Genomic DNA, 17,779 nt, shown 5'->3' on the forward strand with positions numbered 1-17,779 from the left:
GGATGAAAAACAAGGTTAAATTCTGCGGACTGAGCCGCCAAAGCGATATATCTGCGGTAAATCGGCTAAGACCGGATTATGTGGGATTTGTATTTGCCAAAAGCCGGAGACAGGTGACACAGGAACAGGCGGAGGATCTGTCCGGGCAGCTTATAAAAGAGATCGTGCCGGTGGGAGTATTTGCCGATGAAAAACAAGATACAATTTTAAAATTTTTGAAAAAAGAAATAATCAGGGCAGTGCAGCTTCATGGTAATGAGGATGAAGAGTACATCAGAAAGCTGAAGGCGGCGATTAACGTACCACTGATTAAAGCGGTTCCGGTAGAGGGGGAAGAGGATATTCTGAAAGCTCAAAAGTTTTCTGCTGATTATTTGCTGTTTGACCGGGGGAGGGGCGGGACAGGAGAAAGTTTTTCCTGGAAGGCGCTGAGAAAAGTTCTGGCCAAACAGCGGATAAAGCCGTTTTTTCTTGCCGGCGGAATCTGTGAAAGGAATATCAAAGAAGCGATGACCCTGGATGCCTGGTGTCTGGATATTTCCAGCGGAATTGAAACAGAGGGCAGGAAAGATGAGAAAAAAATGAGCCGGCTGATCGGGTTGCTGAAGGAGGAATAAGAGATGTCAAAAGGAAGATTTGGAATACATGGCGGCCAATATATGCCGGAAACATTGATGAATGCGGTGATTGAGCTGGAAAAGGCCTATCAGTATTATAAGGACGATCCGGATTTTCAGGCAGAGCTAACCGGGCTTCTGAATGAATATGCAGGAAGGCCGTCCAGGCTGTATTTTGCGGCCAGGATGACAGAGGACCTGGGAGGCGCTAAAATTTATCTGAAAAGAGAAGATTTAAACCATACCGGTTCCCACAAAATCAATAATGTTCTTGGGCAGGTGCTTTTGGCAAAAAAGATGGGAAAGACCAGGGTAATTGCAGAGACAGGCGCAGGCCAGCACGGGGTGGCAACAGCGACGGCAGCGGCTTTGATGGGTATGGAATGTGAAATTTTTATGGGCAGAGAGGATACGGAACGTCAGGCGCTGAATGTGTACAGGATGCGGCTGCTGGGAGCCAAAGTGCATGAGGTAACAGCTGGGACTGCTACGCTGAAGGACGCAGTGTCTGAGACGATGCGGGAGTGGACCAGCCGGATTGAAGACACCCATTATGTGCTGGGGTCGGTCATGGGGCCGCATCCTTTTCCCACAATTGTCCGGGATTTTCAGGCGGTGATTTCCAGGGAAATAAAGGAACAGCTGATGGAAAAGGAAGGGAAACTGCCGGATACGGTCCTGGCCTGTGTGGGAGGAGGTTCCAACGCTATGGGAGCATTCTATCATTTTATTCCCCATCCCCAGGTCCGCCTGATTGGCTGTGAAGCTGCCGGAAGAGGTGTGAATACGAAGGAAACAGCTGCAACCATCGCCACAGGCAGGCTCGGTATTTTTCATGGCATGAAGTCTTATTTCTGTCAGGATGAATACGGACAGATCGCTCCGGTGTATTCAATTTCTGCCGGATTGGATTATCCGGGGATCGGTCCGGAACATGCTTATCTCTATGATACAGGAAGAGCAGAATATGTGCCGGTAACAGATGAAGAGGCGGTGGAGGCTTTTGAATATCTGTCCAGGACAGAAGGCGTGATTCCGGCTATCGAAAGCGCCCACGCAGTAGCTTATGCAAAAAAGCTGGCGCCGCAGATGGAAAAAGGCCAGATTGTGGTAATCAACATTTCAGGGCGGGGGGATAAAGACTGCGCGGCTATCGCCCGCTACAGAGGGGAGGATTTACATGAATAGAATCAGCCAGGCATTTTCGAGAGGAAAAGCATTTATCCCATATATTACCTGCGGTGACCCGTCTCTGGAAGTGACAGAACAGTTGGTTTATGCCATGGCGGACGCCGGTGCAGACCTGATCGAACTGGGAATTCCTTTCTCAGATCCTACAGCGGAAGGCTCTGTGATTCAGGCAGCCAGCAAAAGAGCGCTGGATAACGGGACCACAACAGATAATATATTTAAAATGGTAAAAAAAGTAAGGAAAAACCTTGGAATACCTCTGATATTTATGACTTATGCTAACGTAGTATTTTCTTACGGCACTGAACGCTTTATAAAGCGTGCCGCGGAGCTGGACATGGACGGGCTGATTCTGCCGGATGTGCCTTTTGAAGAAAAAGAAGATTTTGCCGGCATGTGCAGAAAATATGGCCTGGATCTGATTTCGATGATTGCGCCTACTTCTGAAGAACGGATCAGCATGATTGCAGAAGAGGCCGGGGGCTTTATTTATTGCGTATCCTCCCTGGGCGTCACAGGAGTGCGCAGTAATATCACCACCGATATCGGTCATATGATCAGCCTGGTAAAGAAATCCAGGAATATTCCCTGTGCGGTAGGATTCGGCATATCCACACCGGAACAGGCGGCTGAGATGAGCAGGCAGTGTGACGGCGTAATCGTAGGTTCTGCAATTGTAAAATTGTGCGGAGAGTATGGAAAAAATTGCGTACCATACATTGCTGAATATGTAAAAAAAATGAAAGAGGCAGTGCAGGGAATATTGTAAAAAAATTACAATATTGCTTGCGGTTATCCTGAAATATTAGTATAATAAAACCAGATTTGAAACCAAATATAAAATGGAATTTCATAAGTAAGGGGGCGTTTTCATGGATAACAAGTACAAAAAGATTTACACAGGTGGCACGGAAGCTGCGCTAAAGGTAATACCCGGTCATTTTGCAACAAACCACGCGCACATCAATTACTATATTGATATGACCACGCTGAAGTCAAGGACCAGAGAGGCGCAGGAAGTGGCAAAAGTTTTGGTTGGTATGTATTTGTACAATATTGTGGTAGATACCATTGTCTGTATGGAAGGAACTGAAGTGGTAGGTGCGTTTCTGGCGGAAGAGCTGACCAGAAGCGGGGCGCTGTCCACTAATGCGCATAAGACGATATATGTGGTAAGTCCGGAGTTCAACAATAACAGCCAGATTATTTTCCGTGACAACCTGCTTCCCATGATCCAGGGAAAAAATGTGATCGTTCTGATGGCCTCGGTAACAACCGGACTGACCGTAAACAAAGCTATTGAAAGCGTACAGTATTACGGCGGAATTCTTCAGGGGGTTTCTTCGATTTTCAGCGCGGAAGATCAGGTGGATGGCGTACCCATCAGATCAGTATTCGGAAAGAAAGATCTGCCGGACTATGAATATCATGATTACCGCCATTGTCCGTACTGCAGGGCAGGTAAGAAGCTGGACGCGCTGGTGAATACATTTGGGTATTCGTCTTTATAAGTTGATTTGAGAAAAATGCCATGGAGTCTTCTTTCCGGAAGATTTCATGGCGATTTGGTATCAATGATCTGCACCAGAAAAGCCGGGAGGGGGCTGCTATGGAATTAAAAATAGACGGATTATCTAAGCACTATGGAGATAAAAAGGCATTGGATCATTTTACCGTTACGTTTCAGGAAGGCTTGTACGGCATTTTAGGCGCTAACGGGGCGGGAAAGAGCACGCTGATGAACCTGATTACCGACAATATACGGAGGACTTCCGGGGAAATTCTCTTTAATGGAGAAGAAATTTTGAAACTGGGGAAAAAATTCCGCACCAAGGTCGGCTATATGCCTCAGCAGCAGGGTTTTTATGACCAGTTTTCCGGCAGAGCGTTTCTGCATTATATTGCGGAACTGAAAGAAATTTCCAAGAAACAGGCGAAGGTTCAGGTAGAAGAACTGCTAAAACTTGTGAATTTGGATGTGGACGCCCATAGAAAGGTCGGAGGGTATTCAGGCGGGATGAAACAGCGTCTTTTGCTGGCCCAGGCATTGCTGGGGAACCCATCTGTGCTGATTCTGGATGAGCCTACGGCTGGCCTGGACCCGAAAGAACGTATCCGCCTACGCCGGTATATTCATGAATTAGGGAAAAATAAGATTGTATTGCTGGCCACACATATTGTAGGGGATGTGGAATCCATAGCGGATCAAATACTTTTGATGCAGTCCGGGAGCCTGGTTAAAATGGGGACTGTGGAAGAACTGCTGGAAAGTGTGAAAGGTCAGGTGAAGGAGACGGTAACTGGGACGCTCAGCCTGGAAGATGTTTATCTTCACTATTTAGCAGAAGAAGAGGAAATGGCGGTATAAATTGGAGGAAAGGTCTGGCTCAGAGTTAGTCCGTTTGTAGTTGGAGAGATGGATTTCAACCAAATTTTTATTCAGGTTAATGTATGGTAGCTGGGACGTTAGCGGCTGGTGCGAACCAGAAGTGAACATATTTTTCCTGGGGGATTCGCACCTGAAAATTTCTGTCTTTGGCATAAAAATAATCAAGGTGGCAGAGAAATAAAAGAAATTAAAGGTATACATTGTTTAATTTGGGCTGGGTAGTAGGGGGATTTGGTACAGGTGATTAGAATACTGTGAAGAGTGGGGGAATAATTGTGTGAATTTGCTGTCGAGGTCCGTGAGGGCCTCGTGGATTGAAATATAACATCTTTAAATAATGGTACAGTAGAATTCAGTCGAGGTCCGTGAGGGCCTCGTGGATTGAAATTTAAGTTGCTCAATCAAATCCTCAAGAATCTGAGGTCGAGGTCCGTGAGGGCCTCGTGGATTGAAATTTCATAGTTGACTATATCCCGAAAATGTAATGAGTCGAGGTCCGTGAGGGCCTCGTGGATTGAAATATTTTGTACGTGCGAACTCATCCGGAGCATATCGTCGAGGTCCGTGAGGGCCTCGTGGATTGAAATAGTTCCTCTCTCTGACTGCTCTACAGCGTTCCATGTCGAGGTCCGTGAGGGCCTCGTGGATTGAAATGCAATCAGTTGTTGAGTTATCCGAAAGGCCTTGCGTCGAGGTCCGTGAGGGCCTCGTGGATTGAAATTCTTTAATAAATGACGCCCCGGCAACGATTAAATGTCGAGGTCCGTGAGGGCCTCGTGGATTGAAATCCCTCTAGGAAATACAGTTGGAAGATTCTTCGCGTCGAGGTCCGTGAGGGCCTCGTGGATTGAAATCAATTGGCATACGAATCATTAATCCATGCGCATTGGTCGAGGTCCGTGAGGGCCTCGTGGATTGAAATACGGCGCAAGATTCGTGAAATGCAAAATCTAAAATGTCGAGGTCCGTGAGGGCCTCGTGGATTGAAATATCGGTTTTGAAGGTTTGATCGTACCCTTGGGGGCCGGTCGAGGTTCGTGAGGGCCTCGTGGATTGAAATGTGGGGCGTATAATCCCGCAAAACTATTTAGATTCGTCGAGGTCCGTGAGGGCCTCGTGGATTGAAATATAATGGTGCAGCTGTTTTTCGTCATAGAGAGGTGTCGAGGTCCGTGAGGGCCTCGTGGATTGAAATTGCCTGGGAATGACGATTGATGAGATTGCGGTACGTCGAGGTCCGTGAGGGCCTCGTGAATTAAAATTCTTTCAGCCGGTCCAAACGCCTGTAAACCGCGTCGAGGTCCAGGAAAGATTCGTGGACTTAAGTTTCCGAGTGTAAACGGTTGCAGCAGAAAAATCAAGCTAAGATCCATGGGACTTTGTGAATCAAACTGCTCTAGTCAGCCCCGCCCTATTTCTTCTATTTATTGTATACTATATCACAGCCATATTGTCCTTGCCTGAAAAATACATTAAAGGTATATTAGATATAAATACAAAGGAGGGTGCCATGGAGAGAAAGGATATGCGTATTAATGGGAAGAAAACAGGTGAGAAAATCAGCATGTATATGAAGGAAATAGGCCTGACAGTTCCGGAGTTTGCCAGAATGCTTGATGTTACAGAAAATGCAGTGAGAAATTATATAAATGGGCACAATCTTCCTACCGCAGAAAGGTTGTATGCCATATGTAAAATATTACATAAAGACATCAAGGATATTGTAGTGGAAATAAAAGAGGATGAGAAAAAGCAGGGGGCGAGTGATGACAAAGTATGATCAGATCAGAAAAGTGGTGGCTAAAATTATGGAGGACAGCGAAAAACATCATATTCAAGAAATCCGTGAAGAATGTAAAAAAATTGGAATTGATCTGAATCCTGAAAGAAATGCCATCAGCAACGTGCTGTTCAGTATGAAAAAAGAGGGGGTGCTGGATAGTGGGGAGGAAAAAGGGGTATATTGGAAAGCTGAAAAGCTGAAAAAAGATGTACAGGATAGTCAGCCTGGAGAACCAGAAAAAAAAGGACAAAAAATAAAAAAGGCCCAGAAAGAGAAAAAAATAGAAAAAGAACTTTTCTCAGATATAAACCGGGTTAACACAGGGCAGAAAAAAGCACAGGATACCTCTTCGGACTTAGATAGGGAATTAAAGTTAGATTGGGAAAAATTCTTTGTCTTAAAGCCGCAGAATCGTAGAAATCAAGAAAAAAGGATTACTATTACAAAAGAAGGTGAACTGCGGCTGAATTCCATGCTGCAAAAGGAAATTCAAAGCAGAAAAATAGAGATTATCATGAGCCGTGACTGTCGTACAATTCTATTGAATCCACAGGGCAAAAATGCTCATGATTTTACAAAGGCGGGAACGATAAAAAACACTGACTTAACCGAGCTGCTTTCCAGGTTAAAGCTGGCTTTTCCGGTTTTCTATAAAGTTACCTGGGATCAAGAGATGAAACTTTGGAAGGGAGAGCTGGATATTCCTGATAAGAAATGAAAGGAACTGCAGAAGCGTGAGAGAGCCCTTTTGTATAGAAGAGAGTAATTATAGAAACTTCCTAAGTTGGCTACTGGCAAGAAACCCAGTAAAATCAATACTTTTAAAAGCGGTTAGAAGTGGTAAAAAGCAGGAAAATGTATGTAAATCGTATATTATTCCTGCACCACTCCTATACCAATATTCCTACACAAAAGACATTCTATTTTATTTTTTCTATTTCCTCTCTCAGCCAGTCAAATTCTCGTGCGGTATACACTTTTTCGGTGATGTCAGAAATTTTGTGTCCGACCATATATTTAATGGCGTATTCATCGACGCCATATTTTTTTGCCATACTCACAAAATGCTTTCGTCCGTCATGTGGTCTGTGAGCCGGATTTAACTTCAGCTCGTCTCGAATTCTTGTGAAGCCTTTCTGATACCGGTTGTATGTGAACTTTATATTTTTTCGATTGCTATCTGGATCAGTGCAATTGAAAAGGTATTCGCTTCCAAGGGATTCCGCCTCTTTATATTTTCTGAGTACCAGTGATTGTATCTTTGAATGAATTGGAACTACTCGGTCCATGCCGGCATCTGTTTTCATACCGCCTTTGAAAGTCCAGTTCTCCAAATCAACATCTTCTAATCTTATCAATCCAAGTTCTTGTGGTCTCCATCCAGAATAGCATTGAATCAGAATCGCATCAATGTATCGCTTATCGTCCACATGCTCCCAAAGCAACGCGATTTCTTCGTCCGTAAATGGAATATGTTCTTTCTTAACAGTCTGAATCTCTTTGATAGTTTCTTCTGTCAGATTGAAACTTCGTGAATAGTTCCGATCAACAATCTCATATTCTAAAGCATAATCCAGCATGAGGTTGAATAGGGACTTGATTTTATTTTTCATAGATGCGCTTGGTCGCTGCTCTTTTCCTCTGACGATGGCAATACCTTCTTCCATGCATCCTTTTACATGACGTGCCCGAATATCCATCACTCGCATATCGTAGACAGATGAGCAATAAGCCCATGCAGAGGTAACGGCTCTTGCGCTTGCATCGTTCTTCAGAGTCTTGAAATATTCTTCTGTCCATTTTTCATAAAGTTCCTTTGCGGTTATGGCCGGTTCCAAATCATAGGGATTCTTGTTATATTCAACCAAGGCAGCATAAGCATCGTTATAAGTGGGAAAGTACGACTCCGGTTTGAGCGGCTTACAAATAGGCCGTCCAGTCGGAGTTTTTCCAACTGTAACCATAGCACGAAATGGGTTTCGAAGATTTCGTCCTTTGATTTCACTTATTTGTCCAAATCCATTTGGCAGCCTTCTTCGCTTATTGGATTTGCGAGGCTTTCTTGGTTTTATATCCGGCTGCATAGGATAGCCACAATGGGGGCAATATGTCGCCTTATCACTTACTTGCAGTTGGCATTCGGGACACTGCATCAGCATGGTGCGTTCACTCCTTTCTTGACAAATCTTTGAGTTTCTGTTGATTTGTCATTAGTAATCATATATCATAGTGTAGGAATTGTCAACTACTCCTACACTTATTTTTTTTACACTGGAGGTGATATATGTGGTTACTCATGATGAATCAACTTGTCCTGATTGCGGCGGGGTATTGAAATACTACGACAGCGTTCCGAGAATTGTACGGACAAAAAGAAGAAGTACAAGCTGGATTAAGGTTCGGAGATTACGCTGTATCAAATGTGGACATTTACATAGAGAGCTTCCAGATGATATTTTTCCGTACAAGCAGTATGAGGCGGAAATTATCCGAGGCGTGATAGAGGGACTTATTACTTGTGAGACGATTGGATACGAGGATTATCCCTGTGAGATGACGATGATTCGGTGGATTTCTCAGAAAGTACAGCTTCCCTTGTAATTGCTAAACCACCGAGGTTGTTTTTACTAAAAGCAGTTCTTATCCTAGAATAGCCGTTGAAAGGAGGCGAGAGCCAATGGAAGAAATTATATTTGAGTCGGGTTCGGTGCCAGTGGTCGTCGCGGCCAGAGTGTACGGTAAGGATGCATCCTGGGTAAGAGCCGGAATCATATCTGGATGGCTTCCAATCGGAAAGGCCACTCGAAACGGCAAACTTGTAACAAATATTGAGGAGATGAATTCGAAGTACGGACGTATCAATTTCTATATTTCTCCGAAGCTCCTCTATGAAGAAACGGGCTATTTGTGGAAAGGAGAGAAACGCTGATGGGAACGACGATACGGCCGGAGCTGTCTGAGAAGAATCCCTATTGGATTGAAAAACACCGGTACTATGAGCTGAAGCATTTCTGTCTTCAATACCCTATCTGGAAAAAGGCGTACTTAGCTTTAGACGGGCTGGCAAAAAGACCGACAGATTTGGTCCTGTTTTCAGGACAACAGCATGTTGGCGATCCGACAGCGAGATGCGCAGAGGCAAGGGTGTTTTACTCTGACAGGATGGAATTGGTGAAATTGGTGGCTGAGGAAACCGATGCAGTGCTTGGAACTTATATTTTGCAGGCGGTAACAAATGGCATCTCTTATGACTGTTTGAAAGCTAGATTAGATATTCCATGCTGCAAGGATGTTTATTACGACTTGTACAGACGTTTCTTCTGGCTGCTGAACAAGGAACGTGGCTGATATGAAAATTGTAGATATTGCGGTGAAAAAGGTATATCGGTTCAACTGCCCAAATTGTCAAAGCCGGTTAGAAGCCGATATCCAAGATTTGGAGGACATCGGAGGCAAAGTGATTAAATTCTTCTGCCCGGTCTGCCGGAAAGAGCGATATATTGCTTGGTCGGATTTGAGAAAGAAAATTGTCTATGAAGGTGAGGGTTCGCAGAAATAACAGCTCCTGTTATGAAAGGAGATGTGATATTTTATGAAAATCAAAAATCCATACATAGCAGGACTTATCCCTTGGATTAGTGTCTGTGTTATAGGGATTATCGGAACCGAATACCTTATCGCAAGACTTTTAAAAGACTGAGCCAGCAATGGCTCTTTCTTTTTATTCTAGCTTAGAATTCCAGTACGCAGGTGACAGAAAAACATGGTATTTTGATATCTGAAAAATTCCCGGGTGGGAAATTCGGAAAAACATTTTTGAAAGGAGAACTCTATGGAACTTGTAATTATCTTTGCGATCGGGGTTGTGATAGGTTCGATTATAACCAGAATTATAAACAGACCTTTAGACATCGGTACTCTGCGGATTGATACTTCCGACCCGGATGGTCCGTTTATGTTTTTGGAATTGTCCAAAGATGTAGACAGCGTAACATCCAAAAAGTATGTAATCCTGAAAGTCAATCTCAAAAGTTATATTTCGCAGAAATAACAGCCCCTATTATGGAAACTGATAAAAGCCAAAAACGAAAGGAGAACAAAATGGAAAAAATCAGGAATTTGTTGGATGAGGAGATAGAAGCCGAATTTGGAAGCTTGGAGTCTCTGGCATTCGGGAGCAAGGAGCATTTAACGGCAACGGAAAATCTGGCGACATTATATAAGCTGAAAATTGAAGAAGCCAAAATTGCCATGGACTTCGACGAAAAGGCGGCGAATCGCGAACGCGAGGAGCAGTTCAAGAAGGAGCAGTTGGCAGAGCAGGTCAAAGATCGATATTTCAGGCTTGGCATGTCGGCAGCGGAGCTGATATTACCGTTGATGTTCTATGCGGTATGGATGCGCAGAGGATTTAAGTTTGAGGAGAACGGAACCTACACCTCAACCACATTCAGAGGATTATTTAACCGTTTTAGACCGACAAAGAAATAAGGAATTTGAAGTTTCGGAACGAGGGGACGTGCTAAGAACATGTCCTTTTCGTTTTTTTTCGCGTGATTTTTACAGCCCCTATTATGGAAAGGAGATGCAAAAGAGCTCTTTATCTCTTGACTTAATGTAGAGAGTAACCGTACAATTATACCGTTACTTTCAGATTATCAAGGAGGTAATGACTTTATGAGCCAAAAAATTATTAAACCCGAAGGTATGGAATTGATAGAATACCTTAATGACGGGTATGCGATTTGCAACAAATGTGGGGCTGTAATGGACCGCAGAGAAGATCCAAACGGTGGATGTGATATTTACGCCTGCCCATCATGTGGATGGGAAGTGGATGAAATGGAATACGAGTACGAAGATGACGAAGAAGTAGAGTGGGCATCAAGCGTACATAAGAGTTATGGAGGCGATATTCCGCCGGCAGGATGCAGAGCCTGTGGAGGTCCGTATCCGCATTGCAAAACATCATGCAAACTATTTGACAATTAAAGAATTATCAGCACAAGAGGGAGTCCTGACGAGGGCTCTTTCTTTTGTTTTCAGGAGGCTGATATGAGATACCATTATGAAAAGCCTACTATTTATCTTTCCATGTATGGCAAACTTTATATTTGTGAACATCCGGTTTATAACAGTTGTACCTTGTTCCAGATTAGTAATAAAGGATTGGCCGTCATTCAACAACGATATGACGCAGAGACAAAGAGTACATGGTGGAGTGAAGTTGACCCCTGGCTGACGGATGATTTATATTTGCATCCGGGATTTAAGAAATACTTTGACGAACGAGCGGAAGAATGTAAAGACGGCCTTTATCCTACTGTTACCATTCGTCAAATCATGTGGGCACTGAAAATGAAGCCAATCGTGAGGGAACGATGGGAAACGGTCTTTGACCGACGTGATATTTAGACGCAAAATTTACAGCTCCTTTTATGGAAAAATCAATGAAATTTGAAAGGAGTAAAAGGAGTATGGACGAAATGAAGATCGTGTCTAAATTCACAACGAATATGATTTCAAAACTGGTAAAGATGGTGTTACGAAAAAAGCTCGGATACAATATTGATATTCAGGTTAATGAGATAAAAACCACGATTACCGATGGTAAGACGCATGTTCATCTGGATGTAGATGCCGAACTGGAAAAGGAAGAACTCATGAATATTCTGAAGAAAATTGGTTTGAATTAAAGGAAATTGGGCCGCTGACAACGGCTCTTTTTCTTTCTGCGCGAAATTTACAAGTTATATTATGGAGAGACAGTAGCTCAATTGGTAGAGCGCCACACACCCGTGGAAGTTATAGGTTCGAGTCCTATCTGCTTCTCTTAAGTTTGGAGTCGGCAACGGCTCTTATATTTTCCATCAAAAACAAAATTGAAAGGAGAAAAAGAAATGGAAAACATCAATGTATTAAGGAGACAGGAAATGGCAACAAAAGAAATCATTGTCGGGGATCGGATTTTGGTATCTCTGGCAGAACTCGGAGACTTTACCGCAACGGCTCACAAAATTACAGACAGAGGTGTTCTGTTTATTTTTGACGAGTATGTAACAAGCAGGCCGATGAACAGCAAAAACACTAACAAAGGCGGCTATGAGAAATCTGACTTAAAGAAGTGGATTGATTCTGTGCTTCTGGAAGCGTTTCCGGAGGAACTCAGAAACCGAATCGCCGATTTATCTATTCCGACCGTTGGCGAGTTGTTCGGTCACGAGGACAAATGGGATAATGAACATTTTGAACCGGATACGGACGAGCAGCTTCCGCTTATGAAAGAACGGGAAAATCGTGTAGCATACCTCCATAATGAATGGGAATGGGGTTGGCTCAGAAATACCATGAACCGGGAGTTTTCTTCGGCTTATTTCGCTAGTGTGAACGGCGATGGCCGTCCGAGCTACGGCAACGCTTCGGCCTCTGATGGGGTTCGTCCGGAGTTCTGGTTGGTTAAATAAATCTGGGGGCCTTGTGCCCCTTTTGAGAGGAGAAGAAAATGAGCAAATTTTCAACGGGGTTACGGCGATCATCCCCTACAATTTTAACTGCTTTAGGAATCGTCGGCGTTGTTGGTACGGCTGTGATGGCTGTGCGAGCGACGCCTAAAGCTTTGAAACTTATTAAAGCCAAAAAGGATGAACTGGAAACAGATAAACTTACTCCTATGGAACTTGTACAGACAACTTGGCGATGCTATGTTCCCTCAGTTTTGATAGGGGTTGGTACAATAACCTGTATTATTGGCATAGGTGTAATGGATAAGCGCAATCAGGCGGCTTTGACGAGCGCATACGCCATGCTTAATGAATCTTATAAGCAGTACCGTCAAGCAGCCAAAAAGGTTTATGGTGAAGATGCTGATAACAAAATCCATGCTGAAATGGCTAAAGATGCAAAAGTTGCTTCAGAGGATTGGGGTTATCAGGTTTATAACATGGACATGGACCCTGAGAGCGAGCAGCTACTTTTCTACGACCTTGCATCAAAGAAATATTTTACCACGACGATGGCCGCCGTATTAAATGCCCAATACCATGTAAATCGAAACCTCGCATTAAGAGGCGACTGTTCCTTAAATGAATATCTATCGTTTCTTGGTATTGACGGGATAGACAAAGGCGATGAAATGGGTTGGGATATAAGCTACATGGTTGAAGAAATGAATTGCTATTGGTTGGATTTCGATAATCAGAAAACGATTCTGGAAGATGGCCTAGAGTGCATAACCATTGACACGATGGCACTTAACAAATTTGAGTAGTTCGCAAAAATTGCAACTGCTATTATGAAAAGGAGGTAATCGCTTTATGACTACTAAAAGTAAATTGATTAAAGTTCTGGGTCTGGCGGCGACTGTGATCGGAGTGGCGGCAACGCTTGTAACCGATTGGGTCAACGAACAGAAGATGGATGAAAAAATTGAAGAAAAGGTAAACGAAGCACTTGCCAAGAGAGATGACGAAATTGAGGAGTCCTAACAAGGGCTCTTCTTTTCTATTCGAGAGAGGTTCCTATGGATAGTCGAGTTGTTTCAGCAATTGAAGAGTATATGTTCGATTTATTTGAACCCGGAAGGAATTGGCCCAAATATGAGTTTCGCAAAAGAAGCTACGGACGATGGGCGGCCGAGGAAATTCTTAAAAGTATACAACATCATGCAGATATTCCGCCAATGCAGATTGTAGAAGAATTTGTCCGGAGAACAGATGAGTTTTCGGGTATCGAACATGATGAACGGAACGACAGTTTTATATTTTCAGTTGCACATGACGTAGCCACAGATATCCTGGACATTCTGCGAGCTATGAATTAAATAACACATGCATATTTGAAAGGAGAAAAAATCATGAAGGTAACAAGAAAGGTGCAGTTCAAGACAAACGAAATTTGTGTAGGAGATCAGATTACGGTGAGGCTGAGCGGCTTCGGGAAATTTACGGCTACGGCTCAGAAAGTGACTGACAAGGGAATACTTTTCCTGTTTGACGAGGTCATCGCCCGGCATTCAATGAATGAGACCAATACCAACGAAGGCGGTTTCGATAAATCGGATATGTGCAGGTGGCTCCGTGAAACGGTTCTGCCGGCATTCCCCGAAAAGCTGAGAACCAGAATCCGCGAGATTACGCTTCCTACATACGGAGAGATTTTCGGTCACGACGATTTCTATGAAAACTTTGAGCCGGATAACGATGAGCAGTTTGAGCTTATGAAGCGGCGTGGAAACAGAGTCTGCGATTTTGAAGATGACTGGTGTTGGTGGTGGCTCCGTAATGCTGCCAAGAAAAACGTTTCTTCGGCTGTTTTCGCTCTTGTGAGCACCGGTGGCGCTGCGAGCTACGGCGACGCTTCGGACTCTCTTGGGGTTCGTCCGGAGTTCTGGTTGGTTAAATAATCGCCGCCCCTTGTGGGCGGTTTTATATTTTTGAAAGGGGATGCGCTTATGTGCGACCAGAATCGAAAGGAGAACATCAATGGACAAAAAAACAATAGCGGCAACTATCCGAAACATGCAAACTGCCGTGAAAAAACACAGTCCGGAAATTCTAACCGGAATCGGGATTGCCGGAATGATTACAACAACCGTACTGGCGGTCCGGGCTACACCAAAGGCTTTAATTCTCATTGAAGAAAAGAAAGATGAGCTGGAGGTAAATGAACTTACACCGAAAGAAACCGTTCAGGCTGCATGGGCTTGTTATATTCCGACGGCTGTCATAGGAACCGTTTCGATAGCTTGTTTAATCGGAGCCAGTTCGGTAAATATGAGGCGCCGGGCTGCTCTTGCCACGGCTTATACACTCTCGGAGTCCGCTTTGAAAGAGTATCAGGAGAAAGTAGTAGAGACCATCGGAGAGAAGAAAGAACAGAGTATACGGGACGCGGTCGCCAAGGACAAAATCGAGAAGAACCCAGTGAGCAATCGCGAAGTGGTTATCGTCGAACGGGGAAACACCCTCTGTTACGATACGGTGTCCGGGCGATATTTTAAGTCCGATATTGACAAGATTAAGAAGGCCGTCAACGAGCTTAATCTCCGGATGCGGGACGAGATGTATATTTCTTTGAATGAGTTCTATTATGAAATCGGTTTGAACGGGACTCTCATTGGCGATGAACTCGGCTGGAATATTGACCAGGGATATATTGACGTGTCATTCAGTTCTCAGTTGGCTGACGATGGAACGCCTTGCCTCGTAATCGAGTATCATATTGCTCCGAGATACGATTTCAGCAACGGCTAATACGCGAAAAAAACAATGTCTTTAATGGAAGAACCACCTATTTTTCTAACTATGAAAGGAGAACAAAAAATGGAAGCTAATGAAATAATGACGAACGAAGAGGTTATGGAAACCACTACTGAGGAAATCGTTAAAGCAAGTTCCGCGAGCGGATTTAAGACCGCGGCTGTTTTCGGATTGGTGTTTATCGCCGGCTATGTGGCTGGTAAGTACATCATCGACCCGACGATAGCACGTATCAAGGCCCGCAAGCTGGACAAGCAGACGGTTATGCAGGACGACTTCGATGACTTCGAGGAAGCAGCTATCGTAAGCGGAGAAAGTGTTGGAAATCCGGAATAAGGATTAGAAAACAGGGTTCGGACGAGGGAAAGTGCCTGAAACAAGGTGCTTTCCCTTTTCCTTTTTGCAAGGAGGTGCCATATGAACCAGTATGCGTATGACGGACCGGTTATGGAATTTGAAAACTGTGTAGCGCATCGTTGGAAATCAACCACCTATGCCGTGTCTGAGAAAAAAGCAAGGAGCAACCTTGTGTATCAATTTAAAAAGCAGCACAACAGGCTTCCTAATACGAAAATTACGTTACCTGGGAAGCTGATTGCTGTCTAAGGAAAGGAGAAAGTAAATGGAGGAGTACAAGCCGAATTCTCATAAATCAAAAGAGGAACAGCGAGAATCCGATGCTTTGCCTGAGAAAAAAGTGGGGAAAGTAATCACCGGCTCTGCGAAATCAAAAAAGAAAGGTGAAATGCAGAAGTTCGCAGATGTCTTTATCTCCGAGGATGTCGGGAACGTCAAATCTTATATCATTATGGAGGTGCTGGTACCGGCGGTAAAAAAAGCCATCTCTGATATAGTGACAAACGGGATTGACATGATTCTGTATGGAGAAACGGGCCGCACCAAGAAAAATTCAACCGCTTCCAAGGTATCCTACGGAAAATTCTATGACAGGGAATCAGACCGGAGGCGGGATTATCGCTCATCTGGAACCCGAAGCGGGTATGACTATGATGACATTATATTTGAAACCCGTGGGGATGCGGAGTCCGTTCTCGATGCCATGAACGACATTATCAGTCAATACGGAGTTGTCAGTGTTGGAGACCTGTATGACCTCGCTGATGTATCGACAAACAATTATGCCGTGAATAAGTACGGCTGGACGGATATCAGCGGATGCAAGCCTGTTCGGGTGAGGGATGGTTATATTCTCAAATTACCCAAGGCACTGCCGCTGAATTAAGGAGGGGTTATCATGTATGAATCAAACGATAAAATGGTATCCCATCCGGATCACTATCAGTCGGAAACAGGTCTGGAAGTGATTCAGGCGATAGAGGCTTTTACATTTGACCTCAAGGGTATCGAAGCAGTGGATACCGGTAACATCATCAAATATGCGTGCCGCTGGAAGAAAAAGAACGGAATCCAGGATTTGGAGAAAATCATGTGGTACACGCAACATCTTATCGATCATCTTAAAAATTTGGAAAAGGAGACTATTTAACCATGAAAAAAGAAGAGATTATGACGAAGGTAAGCGGAACCTTCAATAAAGTCGGATTTCAGTTGAAGAAGCACAGCCCGGAGATTCTCATTGTGGCGGGCATTGTTGGAACTGTGGCAAGTACGGTTATGGCGTGCCGGGCGACAACGAAGGTCGGAAAAATCATCGACAAGACGAAGAACGATGTGGATGAGATCCACGATGCAACAGCAAAGGGCATAACCAAGGCCGGCGAGGATTACTCGATTGAGGATTCTAAAAAGGATCTGTCGGTTGTCTATCTTCAGACCGGGGTGAAACTGGCCAAGCTGTATGCTCCGGCTATAGCTCTTGGGACTTTATCCATCACCAGCATTCTGGCGTCGAACAATATTCTTCGTAAACGGAATGTGGCGCTGGCAGCGGCCTATGCGACGGTGGACAAGAGCTTCAAGGAATACCGGAAACGGGTCATTGAGCGCTTTGGCAAGGAGATTGACCGGGAATTGAAGTATAACATCAAGGCGGAAAAGGTAAGCGAAACCGTTATTGACGAGGAAACCGGCAAGGAAAAGAAAGTGAAGAAGACCGCTTTTGTTGTAAATCCGTCCGATGTAAGCGGATACGCCCGGTTCTTTGAGAAGTACACAATGGACGAAGACGGAAACAGTGTCCTGAACCCCCATTGGGAAAACAACAATGAATACAATCTGATGTTCCTAAAAGCACAGGAGAAGTATGCCAACGATTTGCTCCGGGCAAAGAAGCGCCTTTTCCTGAACGATGTTTATGACATGCTGGGACTGCCCCCGACAAAGGCCGGCCAGGTTGTTGGATGGGTTTATGACGCTGAACATCCCATCGGTGATAACTATGTTGATTTTGGTTTGTATGCGGATAATCTGAGCTACTCGGACTTTGTAAACGGCGCTGATCCGGCTATCCTTCTCGACTTTAATGTGGACGGAAACATCTGGGAATTGATGTGACTGACAGATGGATTGGATGGTTTTGGCTCAGGAAATCCATATCAGGACATGACTGACTGCCCTTGGT

29 protein-coding genes, 1 tRNA gene and 1 CRISPR repeat array are annotated in these 17,779 nt (G+C 44.2%); of the genes, 29 read left to right on the plus strand and 1 reads right to left on the minus strand.

Annotated elements, in window-relative coordinates; genetic code table 11:
* The first annotated feature begins 2 nt into the window (after window positions 1-2).
* The 8 genes from EV209_RS12315 to EV209_RS12345 all read left to right on the plus strand — a co-directional run bounded on the left by EV209_RS12315 (window position 3) and on the right by EV209_RS12345 (window position 6,698).
* The gene (locus tag EV209_RS12315) at window positions 3-617 is read left to right on the plus strand and encodes a phosphoribosylanthranilate isomerase (RefSeq protein ID WP_130435770.1); all 615 of its coding nucleotides are present in this window, start codon (window positions 3-5) and stop codon (window positions 615-617) included.
* A gap of 3 nt (window positions 618-620) precedes the next feature.
* On the plus strand, window positions 621-1,805 hold the full coding sequence (gene trpB, locus EV209_RS12320; RefSeq protein ID WP_130435771.1) for a tryptophan synthase subunit beta: 1,185 nt from the start codon (window positions 621-623) through the stop codon (window positions 1,803-1,805).
* Complete coding sequence (gene trpA / locus EV209_RS12325; protein ID WP_130435772.1) at window positions 1,798-2,577, plus strand: tryptophan synthase subunit alpha; 780 nt, start codon at window positions 1,798-1,800, stop codon at window positions 2,575-2,577. Before trpB ends, trpA begins: the two co-directional genes overlap by 8 nt.
* Before the next feature lie 103 nt (window positions 2,578-2,680).
* Window positions 2,681-3,319, plus strand: coding sequence for a type I phosphoribosyltransferase (locus tag EV209_RS12330; RefSeq protein ID WP_130435773.1), 639 nt, complete (start codon window positions 2,681-2,683; stop codon window positions 3,317-3,319).
* Window positions 3,320-3,417: 98 nt separating this feature from the next.
* On the plus strand, window positions 3,418-4,176 hold the full coding sequence (locus tag EV209_RS12335) for an ATP-binding cassette domain-containing protein (RefSeq protein WP_130435774.1): 759 nt from the start codon (window positions 3,418-3,420) through the stop codon (window positions 4,174-4,176).
* 40 nt (window positions 4,177-4,216) lie between these two features.
* Window positions 4,217-4,378, plus strand: a complete 162-nt coding sequence (locus EV209_RS16375) for a hypothetical protein (RefSeq protein WP_165388922.1) — start codon at window positions 4,217-4,219, stop codon at window positions 4,376-4,378.
* Window positions 4,379-4,485: 107 nt separating this feature from the next.
* Window positions 4,486-5,459: a CRISPR direct-repeat array (repeat unit 33 nt; unit sequence GTCGAGGTCCGTGAGGGCCTCGTGGATTGAAAT).
* A gap of 248 nt (window positions 5,460-5,707) precedes the next feature.
* The gene (locus tag EV209_RS12340; protein WP_130435775.1) at window positions 5,708-5,977 is read left to right on the plus strand and encodes a helix-turn-helix domain-containing protein; all 270 of its coding nucleotides are present in this window, start codon (window positions 5,708-5,710) and stop codon (window positions 5,975-5,977) included.
* On the plus strand, window positions 5,964-6,698 hold the full coding sequence (locus tag EV209_RS12345; protein WP_130435776.1) for a hypothetical protein: 735 nt from the start codon (window positions 5,964-5,966) through the stop codon (window positions 6,696-6,698). The genes EV209_RS12340 and EV209_RS12345 overlap by 14 nt, the downstream gene beginning before the upstream one ends.
* 202 nt (window positions 6,699-6,900) lie before the next feature.
* Here EV209_RS12345 and EV209_RS12350 read toward each other — a convergent pair whose 3' ends face one another.
* A complete protein-coding gene (locus tag EV209_RS12350) occupies window positions 6,901-8,139 on the minus strand; it encodes a site-specific integrase (RefSeq protein ID WP_130435777.1) in 1,239 nt (412 codons plus the stop codon).
* Window positions 8,140-8,266: 127 nt separating this feature from the next.
* On the opposite strand from EV209_RS12350, the gene EV209_RS16985 reads away from it, so the two are divergent.
* The 21 genes from EV209_RS16985 to EV209_RS12450 all read left to right on the plus strand — a co-directional run bounded on the left by EV209_RS16985 (window position 8,267) and on the right by EV209_RS12450 (window position 17,712).
* The gene (locus tag EV209_RS16985) at window positions 8,267-8,581 is read left to right on the plus strand and encodes a DUF6431 domain-containing protein (RefSeq protein WP_130435778.1); all 315 of its coding nucleotides are present in this window, start codon (window positions 8,267-8,269) and stop codon (window positions 8,579-8,581) included.
* Window positions 8,582-8,657: 76 nt separating this feature from the next.
* On the plus strand, window positions 8,658-8,909 hold the full coding sequence (locus EV209_RS12360) for a hypothetical protein (protein ID WP_130435779.1): 252 nt from the start codon (window positions 8,658-8,660) through the stop codon (window positions 8,907-8,909).
* Complete coding sequence (locus tag EV209_RS12365; protein WP_130435780.1) at window positions 8,909-9,328, plus strand: hypothetical protein; 420 nt, start codon at window positions 8,909-8,911, stop codon at window positions 9,326-9,328. Before EV209_RS12360 ends, EV209_RS12365 begins: the two co-directional genes overlap by 1 nt.
* A 1-nt stretch (window position 9,329) precedes the next feature.
* The gene (locus tag EV209_RS12370) at window positions 9,330-9,539 is read left to right on the plus strand and encodes a DNA-directed RNA polymerase (RefSeq protein WP_130435781.1); all 210 of its coding nucleotides are present in this window, start codon (window positions 9,330-9,332) and stop codon (window positions 9,537-9,539) included.
* Window positions 9,540-9,812: 273 nt separating this feature from the next.
* Window positions 9,813-10,031: a beta-lactamase induction signal transducer protein gene (locus EV209_RS12375; protein ID WP_130435782.1), complete on the plus strand. Its 219-nt coding sequence runs from the start codon at window positions 9,813-9,815 to the stop codon at window positions 10,029-10,031.
* 50 nt (window positions 10,032-10,081) lie between these two features.
* Window positions 10,082-10,471, plus strand: coding sequence for a hypothetical protein (locus EV209_RS12380; protein WP_130435783.1), 390 nt, complete (start codon window positions 10,082-10,084; stop codon window positions 10,469-10,471).
* A gap of 186 nt (window positions 10,472-10,657) precedes the next feature.
* Complete coding sequence (locus EV209_RS12385; protein WP_130435784.1) at window positions 10,658-10,972, plus strand: hypothetical protein; 315 nt, start codon at window positions 10,658-10,660, stop codon at window positions 10,970-10,972.
* A gap of 63 nt (window positions 10,973-11,035) precedes the next feature.
* The gene (locus EV209_RS12390) at window positions 11,036-11,395 is read left to right on the plus strand and encodes a hypothetical protein (protein WP_130435785.1); all 360 of its coding nucleotides are present in this window, start codon (window positions 11,036-11,038) and stop codon (window positions 11,393-11,395) included.
* 71 nt (window positions 11,396-11,466) lie between these two features.
* Window positions 11,467-11,676 (plus strand): CTP synthase, encoded by a 210-nt coding sequence (locus EV209_RS12395; protein ID WP_243647586.1) that lies wholly within the window; start codon window positions 11,467-11,469, stop codon window positions 11,674-11,676.
* 66 nt (window positions 11,677-11,742) lie between these two features.
* A tRNA-OTHER gene (locus tag EV209_RS12400) sits at window positions 11,743-11,812 on the plus strand.
* Between the two features lie 68 nt (window positions 11,813-11,880).
* Complete coding sequence (locus EV209_RS12405; RefSeq protein ID WP_130435787.1) at window positions 11,881-12,444, plus strand: DUF6273 domain-containing protein; 564 nt, start codon at window positions 11,881-11,883, stop codon at window positions 12,442-12,444.
* A 38-nt stretch (window positions 12,445-12,482) separates the two neighbouring features.
* The gene (locus tag EV209_RS12410; protein WP_130435788.1) at window positions 12,483-13,247 is read left to right on the plus strand and encodes a DUF6353 family protein; all 765 of its coding nucleotides are present in this window, start codon (window positions 12,483-12,485) and stop codon (window positions 13,245-13,247) included.
* A gap of 46 nt (window positions 13,248-13,293) precedes the next feature.
* Entirely contained in the window at window positions 13,294-13,464 is a 171-nt protein-coding gene (locus EV209_RS16380; RefSeq protein ID WP_165388923.1) for a hypothetical protein, read from the plus strand.
* 35 nt (window positions 13,465-13,499) lie between these two features.
* A complete protein-coding gene (locus EV209_RS12415) occupies window positions 13,500-13,799 on the plus strand; it encodes a hypothetical protein (RefSeq protein ID WP_130435789.1) in 300 nt (99 codons plus the stop codon).
* A gap of 33 nt (window positions 13,800-13,832) precedes the next feature.
* Window positions 13,833-14,381, plus strand: coding sequence for a DUF6273 domain-containing protein (locus tag EV209_RS12420; protein WP_130435790.1), 549 nt, complete (start codon window positions 13,833-13,835; stop codon window positions 14,379-14,381).
* Window positions 14,382-14,508: 127 nt separating this feature from the next.
* Window positions 14,509-15,231, plus strand: a complete 723-nt coding sequence (locus EV209_RS12425; RefSeq protein ID WP_330521208.1) for a DUF6353 family protein — start codon at window positions 14,509-14,511, stop codon at window positions 15,229-15,231.
* A gap of 51 nt (window positions 15,232-15,282) precedes the next feature.
* Window positions 15,283-15,573: a hypothetical protein gene (locus EV209_RS12430; protein ID WP_243647587.1), complete on the plus strand. Its 291-nt coding sequence runs from the start codon at window positions 15,283-15,285 to the stop codon at window positions 15,571-15,573.
* Between the two features lie 81 nt (window positions 15,574-15,654).
* Window positions 15,655-15,843 carry a hypothetical protein gene (locus EV209_RS12435; RefSeq protein ID WP_130435793.1) on the plus strand — a complete coding sequence of 63 codons (189 nt, stop codon included), beginning with the start codon at window positions 15,655-15,657 and terminating at the stop codon, window positions 15,841-15,843.
* A 16-nt stretch (window positions 15,844-15,859) separates the two neighbouring features.
* The gene (locus EV209_RS12440) at window positions 15,860-16,480 is read left to right on the plus strand and encodes a hypothetical protein (RefSeq protein WP_130435794.1); all 621 of its coding nucleotides are present in this window, start codon (window positions 15,860-15,862) and stop codon (window positions 16,478-16,480) included.
* A 12-nt stretch (window positions 16,481-16,492) separates the two neighbouring features.
* The gene (locus EV209_RS12445) at window positions 16,493-16,744 is read left to right on the plus strand and encodes a DUF3310 domain-containing protein (RefSeq protein ID WP_130435795.1); all 252 of its coding nucleotides are present in this window, start codon (window positions 16,493-16,495) and stop codon (window positions 16,742-16,744) included.
* 2 nt (window positions 16,745-16,746) lie between these two features.
* Window positions 16,747-17,712: a DUF6353 family protein gene (locus EV209_RS12450; protein WP_130435796.1), complete on the plus strand. Its 966-nt coding sequence runs from the start codon at window positions 16,747-16,749 to the stop codon at window positions 17,710-17,712.
* Window positions 17,713-17,779: the final 67 nt, after the last annotated feature.

Source organism: Cuneatibacter caecimuris (genome assembly GCF_004216775.1).
GTDB lineage: Bacteria > Bacillota > Clostridia > Lachnospirales > Lachnospiraceae > Cuneatibacter > Cuneatibacter caecimuris.